At 70.1% G+C, this 16,970-nt stretch carries 18 protein-coding genes, 3 tRNA genes and 1 pseudogene; 18 read left to right on the top strand and 4 right to left on the bottom strand.

Annotated features, from left to right (window positions below; all coding sequences use genetic code 11):
• Nucleotides 1–62: 62 nt before the first annotated feature.
• A tRNA-Thr gene (locus tag D8M35_RS07480) sits at nt 63–134 on the top strand.
• Between the two features lie 32 nt (nt 135–166).
• Nucleotides 167–243, top strand: a tRNA-Met gene (locus tag D8M35_RS07475).
• A gap of 264 nt (nt 244–507) precedes the next feature.
• Here the strand turns inward: D8M35_RS07475 and D8M35_RS07470 are convergent.
• Nucleotides 508–885, bottom strand: coding sequence for a hypothetical protein (locus tag D8M35_RS07470; RefSeq protein WP_126891278.1), 378 nt, complete (start codon nt 883–885; stop codon nt 508–510).
• Nucleotides 886–1,006: 121 nt separating this feature from the next.
• Between D8M35_RS07470 and D8M35_RS07465 the strand changes: the two genes are divergently transcribed.
• From D8M35_RS07465 to D8M35_RS07455, 3 genes are read left to right on the top strand one after another with little or no spacing between them, the layout of a single operon-like run.
• Entirely contained in the window at nt 1,007–1,456 is a 450-nt protein-coding gene (locus tag D8M35_RS07465) for a MaoC family dehydratase N-terminal domain-containing protein (RefSeq protein ID WP_126891277.1), read from the top strand.
• Complete coding sequence (locus D8M35_RS07460) at nt 1,453–1,878, top strand: MaoC/PaaZ C-terminal domain-containing protein (RefSeq protein ID WP_126891276.1); 426 nt, start codon at nt 1,453–1,455, stop codon at nt 1,876–1,878. Before D8M35_RS07465 ends, D8M35_RS07460 begins: the two co-directional genes overlap by 4 nt.
• Nucleotides 1,875–2,912, top strand: coding sequence for a UDP-N-acetylmuramate dehydrogenase (locus tag D8M35_RS07455; protein ID WP_126891294.1), 1,038 nt, complete (start codon nt 1,875–1,877; stop codon nt 2,910–2,912). Before D8M35_RS07460 ends, D8M35_RS07455 begins: the two co-directional genes overlap by 4 nt.
• A gap of 121 nt (nt 2,913–3,033) precedes the next feature.
• Here D8M35_RS07455 and D8M35_RS07450 read toward each other — a convergent pair whose 3' ends face one another.
• Entirely contained in the window at nt 3,034–4,218 is a 1,185-nt protein-coding gene (locus tag D8M35_RS07450) for a pyridoxal phosphate-dependent aminotransferase (RefSeq protein ID WP_126891293.1), read from the bottom strand.
• A 230-nt stretch (nt 4,219–4,448) separates the two neighbouring features.
• Between D8M35_RS07450 and D8M35_RS07445 the strand changes: the two genes are divergently transcribed.
• From D8M35_RS07445 to D8M35_RS07420, 6 genes are all read left to right on the top strand, one after another.
• Nucleotides 4,449–4,521: transfer RNA gene (locus D8M35_RS07445), tRNA-Trp, on the top strand.
• Between the two features lie 20 nt (nt 4,522–4,541).
• Nucleotides 4,542–4,820 (top strand): preprotein translocase subunit SecE, encoded by a 279-nt coding sequence (gene secE / locus D8M35_RS07440; RefSeq protein WP_126891275.1) that lies wholly within the window; start codon nt 4,542–4,544, stop codon nt 4,818–4,820.
• Nucleotides 4,821–4,981: 161 nt separating this feature from the next.
• Nucleotides 4,982–6,034, top strand: coding sequence for a transcription termination/antitermination protein NusG (nusG, locus tag D8M35_RS07435; protein ID WP_126891274.1), 1,053 nt, complete (start codon nt 4,982–4,984; stop codon nt 6,032–6,034).
• 122 nt (nt 6,035–6,156) lie between these two features.
• Entirely contained in the window at nt 6,157–6,588 is a 432-nt protein-coding gene (rplK, locus tag D8M35_RS07430) for a 50S ribosomal protein L11 (RefSeq protein WP_017888638.1), read from the top strand.
• 84 nt (nt 6,589–6,672) lie between these two features.
• On the top strand, nt 6,673–7,362 hold the full coding sequence (gene rplA / locus D8M35_RS07425) for a 50S ribosomal protein L1 (RefSeq protein WP_126891273.1): 690 nt from the start codon (nt 6,673–6,675) through the stop codon (nt 7,360–7,362).
• 84 nt (nt 7,363–7,446) lie between these two features.
• A complete protein-coding gene (locus tag D8M35_RS07420; RefSeq protein ID WP_126891272.1) occupies nt 7,447–8,058 on the top strand; it encodes a Pr6Pr family membrane protein in 612 nt (203 codons plus the stop codon).
• Nucleotides 8,059–8,077: 19 nt separating this feature from the next.
• On the opposite strand, the gene D8M35_RS07415 is transcribed toward D8M35_RS07420, so the two are convergent.
• Nucleotides 8,078–8,833, bottom strand: coding sequence for a YqaJ viral recombinase family protein (locus D8M35_RS07415; RefSeq protein WP_126891271.1), 756 nt, complete (start codon nt 8,831–8,833; stop codon nt 8,078–8,080).
• A gap of 59 nt (nt 8,834–8,892) precedes the next feature.
• Nucleotides 8,893–10,104 carry an ROK family transcriptional regulator gene (locus tag D8M35_RS07410; protein WP_126891270.1) on the bottom strand — a complete coding sequence of 404 codons (1,212 nt, stop codon included), beginning with the start codon at nt 10,102–10,104 and terminating at the stop codon, nt 8,893–8,895.
• 143 nt (nt 10,105–10,247) lie between these two features.
• Between D8M35_RS07410 and D8M35_RS07405 the strand changes: the two genes are divergently transcribed.
• The 7 genes and pseudogenes from D8M35_RS07405 to D8M35_RS07375 form a co-directional block, all read left to right on the top strand.
• Nucleotides 10,248–10,994, top strand: coding sequence for a sugar phosphate isomerase/epimerase (locus D8M35_RS07405; RefSeq protein WP_126891269.1), 747 nt, complete (start codon nt 10,248–10,250; stop codon nt 10,992–10,994).
• The gene (locus D8M35_RS07400) at nt 10,991–12,142 is read left to right on the top strand and encodes a Gfo/Idh/MocA family protein (RefSeq protein ID WP_126891268.1); all 1,152 of its coding nucleotides are present in this window, start codon (nt 10,991–10,993) and stop codon (nt 12,140–12,142) included. The genes D8M35_RS07405 and D8M35_RS07400 overlap by 4 nt, the downstream gene beginning before the upstream one ends.
• 126 nt (nt 12,143–12,268) lie before the next feature.
• Nucleotides 12,269–13,570 carry an ABC transporter substrate-binding protein gene (locus tag D8M35_RS07395; protein ID WP_126891267.1) on the top strand — a complete coding sequence of 434 codons (1,302 nt, stop codon included), beginning with the start codon at nt 12,269–12,271 and terminating at the stop codon, nt 13,568–13,570.
• 173 nt (nt 13,571–13,743) lie between these two features.
• Nucleotides 13,744–14,739, top strand: a complete 996-nt coding sequence (locus D8M35_RS07390; RefSeq protein WP_174234712.1) for a carbohydrate ABC transporter permease — start codon at nt 13,744–13,746, stop codon at nt 14,737–14,739.
• Nucleotides 14,732–15,571, top strand: coding sequence for a carbohydrate ABC transporter permease (locus tag D8M35_RS07385; RefSeq protein ID WP_126891266.1), 840 nt, complete (start codon nt 14,732–14,734; stop codon nt 15,569–15,571). The genes D8M35_RS07390 and D8M35_RS07385 overlap by 8 nt, the downstream gene beginning before the upstream one ends.
• A 132-nt stretch (nt 15,572–15,703) precedes the next feature.
• Nucleotides 15,704–16,693, top strand: coding sequence for a PD40 domain-containing protein (locus D8M35_RS07380; RefSeq protein WP_126891265.1), 990 nt, complete (start codon nt 15,704–15,706; stop codon nt 16,691–16,693).
• Between the two features lie 184 nt (nt 16,694–16,877).
• Nucleotides 16,878–16,970 (top strand): annotated as a pseudogene (locus tag D8M35_RS07375) (glutamate ligase domain-containing protein); the annotation flags it as partial.

The raw sequence follows: 16,970 nt of genomic DNA, 5'->3' as shown, positions 1-16,970 counted from the left end.
GGCCGGTTCCCGAGCACCGCCGCTCGTCTGCTACGCTCGTCTGGTGCCGCCGAGCGGCACTCGCCCCGATAGCTCAGTGGTAGAGCACTTCCATGGTAAGGAAGGGGTCGTCAGTTCAATCCTGACTCGGGGCTCCGACCCGGAGCTGTTGTTGCTCCGGATCTCCGGCGGGGTAGCTCAGTTGGTTAGAGCACACGACTCATAATCGTGGGGTCACGGGTTCAAGTCCCGTCCTCGCTACCACAGGCCCGGCGGCCAGGTCGCCGGGCTTTGGTCGTTCCCGGGGCCACCGTGATCCCGGGCCCACCGTGACACCCGGGCAGCGCGCGGTCCGGGCCAGGGCACCATCGGGCTCGTCGGCGCTCGACGTGCAGCGCGGTCGGACCGCCCGATCCTTCCCATAACAGGCGGTGTACCTGGCGTGATCGGGCATGCCTGGTCGTTCCGCCGGACCAGGTACGCCCGTTCCGGCCTGGAACGCCCGATCCGACCAGGTACGCCCGAACCTCAGCGCGGGGGAGTGGCGAGCACGCCCGCGGCGCGGAGCGCTCGCTCCAGCGTCGCCTCCACCTGCTGCCACGCGCTGCGACGGCGCCCCGCCCCGATGCCCCCACCGGACACCGCCGTGCCGTGCTGCGCGTGGCGGAGCGTGATCGTGGTCGACGTCCCCGTGACGGTCGTCGAGAGCTCGTACCGCCGGAACTCCCGCGACGGGTGCACGAGCGCACCGAGCAGGATCGTCAGCAGCCGGTTGCCGGTCGTCGCGGTGATCGTGCCACCCGTCGACTCGACCCGGTGTCCGGCCTGACGGAGCGCCGCGCCGGCGACCTCCATCGCGGTGCAGCGGTCACCCGTGTGGACCGCGTACTCGGTCGTGTGCTCCATGCGTCCCTCCCCGTCCCCGGAGTCGTGCTCTCGGTGTCCCCCCGGACGCCGTGGGCCGAGCCTAACCGATGCAAGCTCATGGAACGGGAGCGTGTCGCGGGTGCTCGGTAGACTCGCACCCGTGTCAGTGAACCCCGAGCTCGTCGGCAGGACGTTCCCGCCGGCCCAGCCCTACCTGGTCGGTCGCGAGAAGGTGCGCGAGTTCTCCCGCGCCGTGTTCGCGACGAACCCGATCCACCACGAGCCCGACGCCGCCCGCGCCGCCGGGTACGCCGACGTCGTCGCACCGCCGACCTTCGCCGTGGTCGTGCAGGAGGCCACGCTCGCCCAGCTCCTGGCCGAGCCGGACGCCGGCATCGACTTCTCCCGTGTCGTGCACGGCGAGCAGTCCTTCACCTACGACCGGCCGATCGTGGCCGGCGACGAGCTGACCGCCACGCTCACCGTCACCAGCGTCAAGACCCTGGGCGGCAACGCCATGGTGACGGCGGAGAGCACGATGCAGGACGCCTCGGGGGAGCACGTCGTCACGGCGACCTCCACCCTCGTGGTCCGAGGAGACGACGCATGACCACCGCACCCGCCACCGCGCTCGAGGTCGGCACCGTCGTCGCCGAGCGCGAGGTCCACCTGACCCGCGACGCGCTCGTCCGCTACGCCGGAGCCTCCGGCGACTTCAACCCGATCCACTACCGCGACGACGTCGCAGCGTCGGTCGGCCTGCCCGGGGTGCTCGCGCACGGCATGCTCACGATGGGCCTCGCCGTCCAGCCCGTCTCCGAGTGGCTCGGCGACCGCGGCTGGGTCGAGCGCTACGGCGTCCGCTTCACCCGCCCGGTCGTCGTCGACCCGGAACAGGGCGCGACCGTCGGCGTGGTCGCGAAGGTCGGCACCGTCGACGACCAGGGCCGTCCGCAGCGCATCGACCTCACCGTGACCGCCGCCGGGCAGACCGTGCTCGGCAAGGCGCAGGTCACGGTGGTGTTCCGCTGACCGTGGCGACGCGACTGGCCGACCTCACGACGTTCCGGGTGGGTGGCCCTGCGGCGACCCTCCTGGTCGCCGACACGACCGACGAGCTCGTCGCGCACGCGGAGACCGCGTGGCAGGACGACGAGTGGCTCGTCGTCGGCGGCGGCAGCAACCTGCTCGTCGCCGACGAGGGCTTCGCCGGTACCGTCGTGCTGGTCCGCACGCACGGCGTGGACGCCGAGCCCGACGCGGACGGCGTCACCGTCCGCGTCGCGGCCGGTGAACCGTGGGACCGGTTCGTGGCGACGACCGTCGAGAACGGTTGGACCGGCCTGGAGGCGCTCAGCGGCATCCCGGGCACGGTCGGTGCCTCCCCGGTGCAGAACATCGGCGCCTACGGGGTCGAGCTCTCCGACGTGCTCACCCGGGTCGAGTTCCTCGACGCGTCGACGGGGGAGCGCGCGTGGGTGGACGCAGCCGAGCTGGCGCTCGGCTACCGCACCTCGACGCTCAAGCACGGACGTCGGGGCGTGGTGCTCACGGTGGAGTTCCGCCTCGGCACGACCGTCGACCAGGGGGTTCCGGTCCGGTACGCCCAGCTCGCCGGATCGCTCGGCGTCGACCTCGGCACCCCGGTCGACCCGATGACGATCCGCGAGACGGTCCTGCGGCTCCGCGCCTCGAAGGGCATGGTGCTCGACGACGCCGATCCGGACACCTGGAGCGCGGGTTCGTTCTTCACCAACCCGATCGTGTCGGCCGCGTTCGCCGAGACACTCCCCGCCGAGGCCCCTCGTTGGCCGGCGGGCGAGGACGTCAAGCTCAGCGCCGCCTGGCTCATCGAGCACGCGGGGGTCCACCGCGGGTACGCGGTCCCCGGGTCGCACGCCGCCATCTCGTCGAAGCACACCCTCGCGCTGACGAACCGTGGCGGGGCGACCGCCGCCCAGGTCGCCGAGCTCGCGCGGTACGTCCAGGTGACCGTCCTGAACCGCTTCGGGGTCTCGCTCGTGCCGGAGCCGGTCGTGGTGGGGGACCTGCTCGCCGCGAGCTGACCGGCGCACGCACGCCGCGCCTCCCGGCCGATCGTCACGGTCCCGCGGAACGCAACGTGGGCGGTCCCGCGCAGCGGTACAGCGCTGCGCGGAACCGCCCACGTTGCGTGGTGCGGGGGGTCTACGCCGAGAAGAACTCCGCGAGGCGGCGGACGCCCTCGGCGATGTCGTCGTCGCCCAGCGCGTATGACATCCGGATGTAGCCGGAGGGGCCGAAGGCCTCGCCCGGGACGACCGCGACCTCGGCGTGCTCGAGGATCAGGTCGGCGAGCTCGAGCGTCGTCGTCGGGGTCGAGCCCGCCCACTCGCGGCCGAGGAGCGCCGTGACGTCGGGGTAGACGTAGAAGGCGCCCTTGGGGGTCGGGGTGACGAAGCCTGGGATGGCGTTGAGCCCCTCGACGATCGTGCGGCGGCGGCGGTCGAACGCCTCGCGCATCGCCGCGACCGGCTCCTGCGGGCCGGTGAGCGCCGCGATCGCTGCGCGCTGCGACACGTTCGCGACGTTCGACGACAGGTGTGACTGCAGGTTCGACGCGGCCTTCACGGCATCGGCCGGGCCGATGAACCACCCGACGCGCCACCCGGTCATGGCGTACGTCTTCGCGACGCCGTTGACGAGGATCGTGGTGTCGGCCAGGGCCGGTACCGCGTCGAGGATGCCCGTGAAGGCGACGTCGTCGTAGACCAGGTCCTGGTAGATCTCGTCGCTGATCACCCAGATGCCGTGCTCGAGCGCCCACTCGCCGATGGCCTTCGTCTGCTCGGCCGAGTACACCGAGCCGGTGGGGTTCGAGGGCGAGCAGAAGAGCAGCGCCTTGGTCTTCGGGGTGCGGGCGGCCTCGAGCTGCTCGACCGTGACGAGGTAGTCCTGGTCGCTGCCGGCGAAGACCTCGACCGGGGTGCCGCCGGCCAGGGCGATCGCCTCGGGGTAGGTGGTCCAGTACGGGGCGGGGAGGAGGACCTCGTCACCCTCGTCGACGACGGTCTGGAAGGCCTGGTAGACGGCCTGCTTCCCGCCGTTCGTGACGATGACCTGCGACGGGTCGACGGTGATGCCGGACTCGCGAGCGGTCTTCTCGGCGATCGCGCGCTTGAGCTCGGGCAGGCCCGTCGCGGGCGTGTAGCGGTGGTTCGCCGGGTCCTGCACGGCCAGGACGGCCGCCTCCACGACGTGCTGGGGCGTGGCGAAGTCGGGCTCGCCCGCGGCGAACGAGATGACCGGGCGACCGGCGGCCTTGAGCGCCTTCGCCTTGGCATCGACCTTGAGCGTCGCGGACTCGGCGATCGCGGCGATGCGCGACGCGATGCGCGGACGGTCGGAGGTCGCGTCGACGGAGACGGACTCGCCGGAGGTCCTGGCGTGCTCGGGGGTGGTGGACTCGGGGCCGGGGGCTGCGGTGCTCACGGCCGCCAGCCTACCGGGGCGGCACGCCGGGAGGAGGGGCCGAGTGGACAGCGTGTGACGGACTCCCGTACACTCGACCACCGGCGCACGGAACGGTGACGGAACGTGCGCCCAGGGGTTCCGACCCCTACAGGGCGGTGGCTCAATTGGTAGAGCAGCGGTCTCCAAAACCGCAGGTTGCAGGTTCGAGTCCTGTCCGCCCTGCAAGTCTGGAAGGTGTGAAGGTGGCGAGCAAGGACATGGAGACGACGACGGACGACGTCGTCGCGAAGGCCAAGCCCGACCGTGCTCAGCGTGGTGGCCCGATCGCTGCCGTCGTCCTCTTCATCCGCCAGGTCATCGGCGAGCTCCGCAAGGTCGTCACACCGACCCGCAAGGAGCTCTTCAGCTACACCGGCGTCGTGCTCGTGTTCGTCGTCGTGATGATGATCCTGGTGTCGATCCTCGACTTCGTCTTCGGACTCGGCGTCGGCTACGTCTTCGGCAACGGTCCGACGGTCTGATCCGTCGTGGGCCGGCCCGAGCGTGGCCGGTCCGACAGCGGTCGCTCCGCGTCCGTCCACCAGACCGGAACCCGGCAGGAGTACGGTCGCCCGAGACGGCGACGGGAGCACCCGCTCCGGCCGAACACCCGATCCGCACCACCGAACGGAAAGAATCGACAGTGTCTGACTACTCCCGCGACGACATCGACCTCGCCACGGCTGCCGAGCAGTCCTCCGAGGTCGAGGAGAACCAGGAAGGCGACGTCGAGACCGCCGAGGGCCGATCGGTCGAGTCCGCCGAGGAGCGCGCGATCTCCGTCGAGGACGAGGACGACGACTCCCTCGGGCTGAGCGACGAGCCGGACGACGGAACCGTCGACACCTCCATCGACGAGGCGCTCACGGCGCTGGCCGAGTCCCGTGACCCCGAGGCCGACGCCGTCGTGGACGACGCGCTCGAGATCGACTCCGCCGACGAGGCCGAGGCAGCCGTCGAGGCCGTCGAGGACGAGGAGGTGACCGAGCTCGAGGACGCCTCCGCAGCCGAAGCGAACGAGACGCTCGCCGCGGACGAGGCGCTCGACGCCGACGAGACCGACGACGAGCCCGCCGAGGTCGACCCGTACGACGCCTTCAAGGCCGAGCTGCGGATGAAGCCGGGCAAGTGGTACGTCATCCACTCCTACGCGGGCTTCGAGCGCCGCGTGAAGTCGAACATCGAGAACCGCATGATCTCGATGTCGATGGAGGACTCGATCTACCAGGTCGAGGTCCCGATGGAGGACGTCGTCGAGATCAAGAACGGGCAGCGCAAGCTGGTCACCCGCGTCCGGATCCCCTCGTACGTGCTCGTCCGCATGGACCTCAACGAGGACTCGTGGTCCGTCGTCCGCCACACCCCCGGCGTCACCGGCTTCGTCGGCAACGCCCACAACCCGACGCCGCTGCGCTTCGACGAGGCGTTCGGCATGCTGAAGTCGCTCGTCCAGGTCGCCGAGGCCGCCCCCACCAAGGGCGGCACGAAGTCCGGCGGTGCCGCACAGGCGCAGCCGCAGGCCGAGGTCGACTTCGAGATCGGCGAGACGATCACCATCAAGGAGGGCTCGTTCGCGGGCCTGCCGGGTTCGATCTCCGAGATCAAGCCGGAGAGCGGCAAGCTCACCGTCCTCGTCTCGCTGTTCGAGCGCGAGACCCCGGTCGAGCTCAGCTTCGACCAGGTCACCAAGCTGTAGTAAGCTACTGAGGTTTGGCCCCGCGTGCTGTGGCATGCGGGGCTTCACCGCGGTCCGGATCCGCCGGGCCAGCGGGAGAGTGCACGGGTCCCCGTGCGTTCGATTCCAGGAGGAAGCACAACATGGCACCGAAGAAGAAGGTCACGGGCCTCATCAAGCTGCAGATCAACGCGGGCGCCGCCAACCCGGCCCCGCCGATCGGTCCTGCGCTCGGTCAGCACGGCGTGAACATCATGGAGTTCTGCAAGGCGTACAACGCCGCGACCGAGTCGCAGCGCGGGAACGTCGTGCCGGTCGAGATCACCGTCTACGAGGACCGTTCGTTCACGTTCGTCCTCAAGACCCCGCCGGCCGCAGAGCTGATCAAGAAGGCTGCGGGTGTGCAGAAGGGGTCCTCGACCCCGCACACGGTCAAGGTCGCCAAGATCTCGATGGACCAGGTCCGTCAGATCGCCGAGACCAAGCAGGCCGACCTGAACGCCAACGACATCGAGCAGGCCGCGAAGATCATCGCCGGCACCGCTCGTTCGATGGGCATCACGGTCGAGGCGTAAGCCTCAGCGCCCCACACACCCCGACCCCTTTCCGTGGGAGAGCCTCGCCGGCTCGTCAACCACGTAGCTCCTGAGGAGAACACCATGGCGAAGAAGTCCAAGGCCTACCAGGCCGCGGCCGCGAAGATCGAGGCCGACAAGTTCTACACCCCGACCGAGGCAGTCGCCCTCGCGAAGGAGACCGGCTCGGCGAAGACCGACTCCACCGTCGAGGTCGCGCTGAAGCTCGGCGTCGACCCCCGGAAGGCCGACCAGATGGTCCGCGGCACGGTCATCCTGCCGCACGGCACGGGCAAGACCGCCCGCGTCATCGTCTTCGCCGTGGGCGCTGCGGCCGAGGCCGCCATCGCTGCCGGTGCCGACGAGGTCGGTGGCGACGAGCTCATCGCGAAGGTGGCCGAGGGCTACACCGCGTTCGACTCCGCCGTCGCGACCCCGGAGCTCATGGGCAAGGTCGGTCGTCTCGGCAAGGTGCTCGGCCCGCGTGGCCTCATGCCGAACCCGAAGACCGGCACCGTGACCCCGAACGTGGCGCAGGCCGTCAACGACATCAAGGGCGGCAAGATCGAGTTCCGCGTCGACAAGCACGCCAACGTGCACTTCGTCGTCGGCAAGGCCTCGTTCACGCCCGAGCAGCTCGACGAGAACATCTCGACCGCGCTCGAGGAGATCGTCCGCCTGAAGCCGTCCGCTTCGAAGGGCCGCTACATCATGAAGGGCGCCGTCTCGACGACCTTCGGTCCGGGCATCCCGCTCGACGTCAACGCCATCTGATCGACTGATCGGATCAGGAAGGCCCGCACCGACTCCGGTGCGGGCCTTCCTGCGTCCCGGGCCCTGTCCCGATAGCGTGGCAGCGTGCGGACCCTCGTCAACTCCCTCCGGCTCGTCGCCCTGATCGCCGTCGTGGCCGCGGTGCTCGCGCAGTGGCTCGTGACGTCCCGGACGCCCGGGTACGTGTTCTGGAACTTCTTCGGCTACTTCACCATCCAGTCGAACATCGTCATCGCGGTGGCGTTCGCACTGACGCTCGTCGCTGCGGCCCGCCGGAAGCGCGGTGACTTGCTGCTGAGCGGCTTCCGCGGGGCGGCGACGGTGTACATCGCCACGACGGGCGTCGTCTACAACACCCTGCTCGTCGGGGCCTCGGTGTCGAACTCCGTGCCGTGGTCGAACGACGTCCTGCACAAGTGGATCCCGGTGTACGCCGTGCTCGACTGGCTGCTGTTCTCCGACCGGGCGCGGCTGCTCCTCCGGCACGTGTGGTGGTTCCTGGTCTACCCGGCCGTGTGGCTCGTCGTGGTGTTGGTGCGCGGCGGCACCGACGGGTGGGTCCCGTACCCGTTCCTCGACCCGGCGCAGGGCTACCTCGTCGTCGCCCTGTACTGCCTCGGCGTCGCGGTCTTCATCGGGCTGATGGGCATCCTCGTGGTGGGGATGAGCCGGCTCCGCCTGGTGAAGGTGCCGTGACGGTCTGAACCCGCAAGGACTAGACCCGGAACGCCCGCAGCTTGTCGAGCACCAGGTCGGCGAGCTGCACGAGACCGCGGATCTGGTCGTCGTCGCGGTCGACCCACCGGCACTCCGGCTCGTCGGCGACGGGCACGAAGTCGTCGTGGCGTTCCCACACGAACAGCGTGCGGTCGGCGCCGAGGACGTACTGCTGCCACCAGACCTGGCGCAGGTAGTGCCGGGGGATGCTCCGCCAGGCCTTGCCCGTGGTCTTGATCTCGGCGAGCACGAGGCGCTGCGAGGCGTCCCAGCCCACTCCGTCGGGCGTGGCGAGGTGCGCACGGTTCGTGCTGGCGTGGAACAGGTGCGCGGACGGTTCGATGCCGTGGGTGGCGGCGACCCAGGCGGCGATCACGGGCTCGCGGTCCTTGCCGTGCTCGGTCCAGGCGTTGCCCGAGAACCGGGAGCCGTAGCGCTTCTCGGCGACGACGGCCTCGACCGCGCGGAGCGACGCGAGCCGTGCGACGTCGGTCGCGGTGATGCCCATCGCGCGGGCACGGAGCCACGCGACCCGGTCCGACGAGTGGGCCACGATGCGCTCGGTGTGCCCGCGGAGCGCGGTGAACGCGTCGTGGACGCCCGGCGCAGAGCGCGGACCTGCGGCAGACCGACCGACGGGAGCGGCGTCGCGTGCGGCCGACCGTGCGCCGGACGAGGCCGGCGTGGCGGAGGCGGGGAGGGCCTCCAGGCCGGGGTCCAGGTCGCCCCACAGCGTGGGCTGCACGATCGTCACCCGACGATTCTCACCCCGCGGACCGACAGGGCGCGAACCGACGCGCGCGACGTCCGCGTTCAGGAGACGAGCGCCCGCCCCTCCGCGTAGGCGACGAGCTCGTCGACGCCGGCGGGGGAGAGCGCGTAGCCGATGGCCAGCGCGGCTGCACCCTGCAGCGCGGCGACGGACCCGGCCCGGGACTGGGCGATCACCAGGTGCTCGGTGGCGAGGGGCATCGAACGGGCGTAGACGACCTCGCGGACGCCGGCGAGCAGGTGCTCCCCGGCACGTGTGATCGAGCCACCGAGCGCGATCACCGACGGGTTCACGAGCGAGACGCACGTGGCGAGCACCTCGCCGATGTCCCGTCCGGCCTGCCGCACGGCACCGATCGCGTCGAGCTCCGAGCGCTCGACCAGTGCGATGACGTCTCCGCTGGTGTGCACGTCGTGACCCTTCGCTCGAAGGGCGCGTGCGATGGCCGGGCCCGAGGCGACGGCCTCGAGGCAGCCGGTGTTGCCGCAGTGGCACGGCACGTCGCCGGCGCGCGACACCCGCACGTGACCGATGTCGCCAGCGGTGCCCTGTGCGCCGCGGCGGAGCTGCCCGTCGGAGACGATGCCCGACCCGATGCCGGTCGCCACCTTGACGAAGAGGAGGTGGTCGACGTCCGCCCAGCCGTGCGCGCGTTCCCCGAGCGCGGCGATGTTCACGTCGTTGTCGACCAGGACGTGCGCGGACAGGTGGCCGCGCAGCCAGCCGGGGACGTCGAAGCCGTCCCAGCCGGGCATGATCGGCGGGTTCGCCGGACGGCCGGTCGAGAACTCGACGGGACCGGGGACGCCGATGCCGATCGCGACGACGTCGCCACGGGTGCGGCCGACCTCGTCGAGCAGTGCGTCGACGGTCTCGACCAGCCAGGTGAGGGTCGGGACCGGGCCGGCGGCGATGTCGATCGCGGCCTCCCGCGTCGCGAGCGGGGCACCGACGAGGTCCGTCACGGCGACCCGTCCGTGCGAGGCACCGAGGTCGGCGGCGACGACGAGGCGGGCGCGGGGGACGAGGGCGACCTGGGCCGGCGGCCGACCACCGGTCGACGCAGCGGTCTCGACGGGGCCCACGAGGCCCACGTCGACGAGGGCGTCCAGGCGCACGGCGATGGTCGAGCGTGCGAGTCCCGTCAGGGCGGCGAGCTCCGCCCGGGTCCGCGGCACGCCGTCGCGGAGGATCTGGAAGAGCTCGCTCGCTCCGACCGGAGGCGACGCTGCCGTCCGGGTGAAGTCGACCATGTCGGGAGTGAAGCACACATCGAACGCGCCACGCAACGAAGACTGTCGACGATGTCACAACTTTTGCTTGACCGCCGACAGAAGCGGTCATAGTGTGACGCTCGATCACTGACGATCCACCATCTCGACGAGGAGAACCCCCGGTGACCCAACCCCTGTCGGTCCAGCTCTACACCGTGCGTGACGCCCTCTCGGCGGACCTGCCGGGCACGCTGCAGCGCATCGCCTCCATCGGGTACACGAACGTCGAGGCCTTCGGGTTCGTCGACCGTGCCGAGGAGCTGCGCGACGCCCTGGCCGCGGCCGGCCTGCAGGTCCCGAGCGGCCACGCCCGTCTGCTGGACGCGGGGGAGCAGGACCTCGAGCGCATCTTCCACGCCAGCGTCACGGTCGGGCTCGGCACCCTGATCGACCCGCACATCGACGAGGCCCGCTGGACCACCCGCGAGGACGTCGAGGCGATCGCCCGCGAGCTCAGCGCCCTGGCGCCGCGCGCCGCCGACCACGGGCTCGTGCTCGGGTACCACAACCACGCGTTCGAGTTCTCGAACCGCATCGACGGCGTGAGCGCCTACGAGGTCTTCGCCGACGCGCTGTCCGACGACGTCGTGCTCGAGCTCGACACCTACTGGGTGACGGTCGGCGGTGACGACCCGGTCGCCATCCTGGGCAAGTACGGCGACAAGGTGCAGTTCCTGCACGTCAAGGACGGCGACGGATCGCACGACGACAAGCGGCAGGTCGCGGTGGGGAACGGCATCATGCCGATCCGCGACATCGTCGCCGCGGCGCCGGACGCCCTGCACGTCGTCGAGCTCGACGACCACGACGGGGACGTCTTCCAGGCCGTCGCCGACTCCTACGTATTCCTGCAGGGAGTCCGCGCATGAGCACCACCGACACCACCGCGACCCCGTCCGCGGACACCGCGCGTCGCACGGGCCCGGTCGGCGTGGGCGTCATCGGCGCCGGCGTCATCTCGGACCAGTACCTGTCGAACCTCACGGTCTTCCCCGACGTCGAGGTCCGCTTCATCGCCGACATCGACGAGCCGCGAGCCGCCGCCCAGGCCGAGAAGTGGGGCGTCGCCGGGTCCGGCTCGGTGGAGCAGCTGCTCGCCGACGACGACATCGAGATCGTCGTCAACCTGACGATCCCCGCAGCGCACGTCGAGGTCGCCCTGCAGGTCCTCGCCGCCGGCAAGCACGTGTGGGGCGAGAAGCCCTACGCGCTGGACCGTGAGAGCGCGACGCGGCTCCGCGACGCGGCGCGTGCTGCGGGGAAGACGGTGAGCGTCGCTCCGGACACCTTCCTCGGCGCCGGGCTCCAGACCGCGCTCCGCACCGTCCGCGAGGGCCGGATCGGCACCCCGCTCAACGGGTTGACGCTCTTCCAGAGCCCCGGCCCGGAGTCGTGGCACCCGAGCCCCGAGTTCCTCTTCGCGGTCGGCGCTGGTCCGCTCTTCGACATCGGCCCGTACTACATCACCACCCTCGTGCAGGCGTTCGGCCCGGTCTCGAAGGTCACCGCCACGGCGTCGAAGGCCCGCGCCACGCGGACCATCGGCTCCGGCCCGAAGGCGGGTACCGAGTTCCCCGTCGAGGTCCCGACGAACCACTCCGCCCTGATCCAGTTCGAGACCGGCGGGAGCGCCCAGAGCGTCTTCTCGTTCGAGTCCGACCGCGGCCGCACCGGCTTCGTGGAGATCGCGGGGGAGACGGGCACGGTCGTGTTCCCCGACCCCAACAACTTCGACGGTGACACCGAGCTCTACGCGCACGGCGCCGAGGAGCCCGAGACGATCCCGGCGGTCGGCTCCACCTACTCGCGCGGCACCGGCGTGGTCGACCTGGCCCGCTCGCTCCGCGCCGGCGAGGAGAACCGGGTCCCCGGCGCCCTCGCCTTCCACGTCCTCGACGTGATGGTCTCCATCGCCGAGGCAGCCGAACGTGGTGAGACCGTGCTCGTGGAGAGCACCGTCGCACCCTCCCCGACCCTCCCCGAGGGCTGGGACCCCGCGGCGTCCACGCTGGCCTGACGGCCCGCGGCTCCCGGTCGAGGTCGACCAGGGGCGGGACACCGCACCACACAGCAGCACCCGACAGCACGACCAGCACCACGCACCACCTCCTGCACCACCTCAACGACGAGAAAGTAGAGAGTCATGCGCACTGCCATCCGCGCACTGGCCATCACCGCGGCCGCGGCACTCACCGTGACCGGCCTCGCAGCCTGCTCCTCGGGATCGTCCGGTTCGTCCGGCGACTCGAAGACGCTCACCTACTGGGCGTCCAACCAGGGCACGTCCCTGCAGAACGACAAGGAGGTGCTCACCCCCGTCCTCGAGAAGTTCACCAAGGAGACCGGGATCAAGGTGAACCTCCAGGTCATCGGTTGGAACGACCTGCAGAACAAGATCCAGACCGCCGTCACCTCGGGCCAGGGCCCGGACGTGGTCAACATCGGCAACACCTGGGCGACGTCGCTCCAGGCCACGGGCGCCTTCCAGGAGTTCGGCGACTCGGAGATGCAGGCCATCGGCGGCGCCGACAAGTTCGGCAAGGTCGCGCTCTCCACCGGTGGTGCGCCCGGCAAGACCGTCACGAGCGTCCCGCTCTACGGCCTCGCGTACGGCCTCTACTACAACAAGCAGATGTTCAAGGACGCCGGCCTCGAGGCACCCACCACCTGGGAGGACCTCACCGCCGACGCGAAGAAGCTCACCTCGGGCGACAAGTACGGCTTCACCATCGCCGGTGGGTCGTACACCGAGAACGCGCACTTCGCCTTCATCACCTCCGCCCAGAACGGCGGCGAGTGGTTCGACAAGGACGGCAAGCCGACCTTCACGGACGAGGCGAACGTCGACGGCATCAAGCGCTACATCGACCTGATGCAGTCGGACAAGGTCGTCAACCCGTCGAACGCGCAGTACGACAACGGCACGCAGGCGGTGTCGGACTTCGCGAACGGCAAGGCCGCGATGATCCTCACGCAGAACAACGCGAACGCCACCATCACGTCGCAGGGCATGACCGCCGACCAGTTCGGTGTCGTCCCCTTCCCGACGACCGCGGACGGCAAGGACATCGCGTCCTTCCCGGCCGGCATCAACCTGTCGGTCTTCAAGAACACGAAGAACAAGGACGGCGCGCTCAAGTTCGTCAAGTACATGACGAGCGAGGACACGCAGGCCACGCTGGACAAGCCGTACTCGGCCCTCCCGGTGCTCGCCTCGGCTGCTGACTCGGTCACCGACGAGCAGACCAAGACGTTCCTCGACATCTACAACAACAAGGCGAAGCCGCTCCCGCTGGTGCCCGCCGAGGACCAGTTCGAGTCCACGGTCGGCAAGGCGATGAACGACATGTTCGCCAAGATCGCGACCGGTTCGACGGTCTCCGACAGCGACATCAAGTCGGCGCTGCAGACCGCGCAGGACCAGGTCTCGCAGTCGGTCGGCTAGTCGGCCTGGAGGCCCGGGGCGCGTCCGCAGGACGTGTCCCGGGCCTCGCCCCTCCACACCCGGCCCCGCGCCGGGGGTGAGCCGATCGGCTCACGCTGGTCGTCCCTCCAGGCCGCTGCCACGGCCCGGTGGACGACGCACCCGATCCCGTCCTCGCCGGAAGGCCACCACCCATGACCACCTCGGTCCTGCCCGACTCCGAGCGCATCGACCTGACCCACACCAAGGCGCCGACCCTGTCGGGCCCGCAGCCGGGTCGGAAGCCGAAGCGCCACTGGTTGCCGTACGCGCTCGTCGCGCCGGCGATCCTCTTCGAGCTGCTCATCCACATCGTGCCGATGCTCGTCGGCATCTGGATCTCGTTCATCCAGCTCACCAAGTACTTCATCGCGAACTGGGGTGCCGCTCCGTTCGCGGGGTTCCGGAACTACTCGGTCGTCATCGACTTCGACCAGGCGATCGGCAAGGGCGTCCTCAACTCGTTCCTCATCACCGCCGGCTTCACGGTGCTCGTGGTGGGGCTCTCCTGGACCTTCGGCATGGCCGCCGCGGTCGCGCTGCAGAAGCCGTTCAAGGGCCGCGGGCTCTTCCGCACGCTCTTCCTCGTGCCGTACGCGCTGCCGATGTACGCCGGCATCATCACCTGGAAGTTCATGTTCCAGCGCGACTCCGGCGCGATCAACCACATCCTGGTCGACCAGCTCGGGCTGTTCGGCGGACAGGGACCGTTCTGGCTCATCGGGTCGAACGCCTTCGTGTCGGTCGTCGTCGTGGCGATCTGGAAGACCTGGCCGTTCGCGTTCCTCATGCTCATGGCCGGTCTGCAGTCCGTGCCGAACGACGTGTACGAGGCTGCCTCGGTCGACGGCGCGAAGCCCTTCCGGCAGTGGCGCTCGATCACCCTGCCGATGGTCCGACCGGTGAACGTGACGCTCGTGCTCGTGATGTTCCTCTGGACGTTCAACGACTTCAACACGCCGTTCGTGCTCTTCGGTTCGACCGCGCAACCGCCGGCGGCCGACCTGCTCAGCTTCCACATCTACAACGCGTCGTTCATCACCTGGAACTTCGGCTCCGGGGCCGCGATGAGCGTCCTGCTCCTCATCTTCCTGCTCATCGTCACGGGCATCTACCTGGCCGTGACCAACCGGAGGTCCGTCCGTGCGTGAGACAGTCGGCGCCAAGTCCTTCAAGGTCATCGTCCTCGCCCTCCTGACCCTGTTCACGGTGGTCCCGCTCTACGTCATGATCACCACGGCCATCAAGCCGCTCGGTGACGTGCAGAACGACTTCACGTGGATCCCGACGAACATCACGTTCCAGCCGTTCATCGACATGTGGACGACGGTCCCGCTGGGGCAGTACTTCATCAACTCGCTCGTGGTCTGCACGGTCGCGACGCTGTTCTCGCTGATCATCGCGACGTTCGCCGCGTACGGTGTCTCGCGCTGGAACTTCAAGGGCAAGAGCACCTTCACCACGGCGGTGCTCTCGACCCAGATGTTCCCGGGCGTGCTGTTCCTGCTGCCGCTGTTCCTCATCTTCACGAACCTCGGGAACGCGCTCGGCATCCAGCTCGTCGGGTCGTGGCTCGGCCTGATCATCACCTACCTGACGTTCACGCTGCCGTTCTCGATCTGGATGCTCGCAGGGTACTTCGAGACCATCCCGCGCGAGCTCGACGAGGCCGCGATGGTGGACGGCTCCGGCCCGATGGGCGCGCTGTTCCGGGTCATCCTGCCGTCGGCCCGTCCGGGTCTGGTGGCGGTCGGCATCTACTCGTTCATGACCGCGTGGGGAGAGGTCCTCTTCGCCTCGGTGATGACGAACGGCAACGGGTCGACGCTCGCGGTGGGTCTGCAGCAGTACTCCACGCAGACGAACGTGTACTGGAACCAGATCATGGCGGCGAGCCTGGTCGTGAGCATCCCGGTCGTGGTGGCGTTCCTCATCGTGCAGCGCCAGTTCGTGGCCGGTCTGACTGCGGGCGCGGTGAAGTAGGCGCCGCTCAGGCCCGCCTGCCGACCCGAGACTCGGGCTGGGCGACACTCCTCGCGGCCGTCGGGCCGAGAGACGTCGCACAGCCCGAGTCTCGTCACGTGTGCAGCGCGATCGATCAGACAGGATGGAAGCATGACCGGGACCCGTGGGCGGCAGCTGCTGCCCGGACAGACCAGCCGGGTGCACGTGTACGACGTGGCCTCACGGACGAGCCGACTCGTGTTCGAGTCGAGCGAACTGCTGGTCGAGGCGCCGAACGTGCTGCACGACGGCACGATCGTCCTCAACGGCGGGGGTGACCTCTGGCTCCTCCGGCAGAGCGGGGCGGTGCTCGACGAGACCGCGCTGGTGCCGGTGCCGATGCCCGGCGTCGCCGAGATCAACAACGACCACGTGCTCGACCCCGCGGGGGGATCGGTCGTGGTGAGCGCCCGGGACGGCGAGCTGTACCGCGTGCCGCTGCCCGACGGTGGATCGGCGACGCGCATCACCGACACCGCGTCGGTGCTCCCGGTCGTGCGGAAGTACTACCTGCACGGCATCGCCCCCGACGGCTCGGCCCTCGCCGCGATCGTCGGGGAGCGCACACCGGAGGGCGTCTGGACGACCGACGTCGCCCTCGTCGACCCGCTGACCGGGGCCACGACGTTCCTGACCCGCGACGAACACCCGGACGACGGCTGCACGATCACGCCGGACGGGCGGACGCTCCTGTTCACCACCGAGCGCTTCACGCCGGGCACCGCCCAGCTCGCGTCGCTCCGGCTCGGTGGTGACGGCGGTGGTGCGGGGGACGGCGGTGTGGGCGACGGTGCTGCGTCCGACGGTGCTGCGGGCGACGCGGTGCGGATCACCGCCGACGACCGTGTGAACTGGTTCCCGCACCTGTCACCGGACGGCGCGCACCTGCTCTACCTGTCCTACGAGCCCGGCGTGCAGGGGCACCCCGCGGACCACCCGGTCGAGCTGCGGCTGCTGCCCGGGGTCCTGGCGCGTGGTGCACGGATCGCCGTCGTGCCCGAGACCCTCGTCGCGCTCGACGGCGGTCAGGGGACGGTCAACGTGCCGCCCTGGTCGCCGGACTCGCGCTGGTTCGCGTACTGCGACTACCCGGTGGCCTGAGCGCGTCGAGCGACCACCGTGCGCGGGTCAGCCCGCGTCGCCGTAGGTACGACGGAGGTGCTCGGCGTAGCCGCCCGGGGTCCTGCCGGTGAAGCGCCCGCTCGTCACCACCGGGAGCTCGGTCGTCGCCCGCACGTCGAGCCCGAGTGCCCGTGCCGCGGTGCAGGGCTTCCGCGCCGACCACCACCGGACGGAGCACGTCGCGACGGCCGACGGCGTCACGTGGGTCGACGACTCGAAGGCGACCAACCCGCACGCGGCGACCGCGTCGCTGGCC

This window comes from Curtobacterium sp. HSID17257 (assembly GCF_003989515.1).
GTDB lineage: Bacteria > Actinomycetota > Actinomycetes > Actinomycetales > Microbacteriaceae > Curtobacterium.
The sequence above is the reverse complement of the archived record's forward strand: the minus strand, read 5'-3'. Positions and strand labels throughout refer to the sequence as shown.

Coding starts and splice junctions, on each gene's coding strand:
- D8M35_RS07470 (WP_126891278.1), bottom strand. CDS start 885: ATGGAGCACACGACCGAGTACGCGGTCCACACGGGTGACCGCTGCACC.
- D8M35_RS07460 (WP_126891276.1), top strand. CDS start 1,453: ATGACCACCGCACCCGCCACCGCGCTCGAGGTCGGCACCGTCGTCGCC.
- rplK (WP_017888638.1), top strand. CDS start 6,157: ATGGCACCGAAGAAGAAGGTCACGGGCCTCATCAAGCTGCAGATCAAC.
- rplA (WP_126891273.1), top strand. CDS start 6,673: ATGGCGAAGAAGTCCAAGGCCTACCAGGCCGCGGCCGCGAAGATCGAG.
- D8M35_RS07410 (WP_126891270.1), bottom strand. CDS start 10,104: ATGGTCGACTTCACCCGGACGGCAGCGTCGCCTCCGGTCGGAGCGAGC.
- D8M35_RS07400 (WP_126891268.1), top strand. CDS start 10,991: ATGAGCACCACCGACACCACCGCGACCCCGTCCGCGGACACCGCGCGT.
- D8M35_RS07395 (WP_126891267.1), top strand. CDS start 12,269: ATGCGCACTGCCATCCGCGCACTGGCCATCACCGCGGCCGCGGCACTC.
- D8M35_RS07390 (WP_174234712.1), top strand. CDS start 13,744: ATGACCACCTCGGTCCTGCCCGACTCCGAGCGCATCGACCTGACCCAC.
- D8M35_RS07380 (WP_126891265.1), top strand. CDS start 15,704: ATGACCGGGACCCGTGGGCGGCAGCTGCTGCCCGGACAGACCAGCCGG.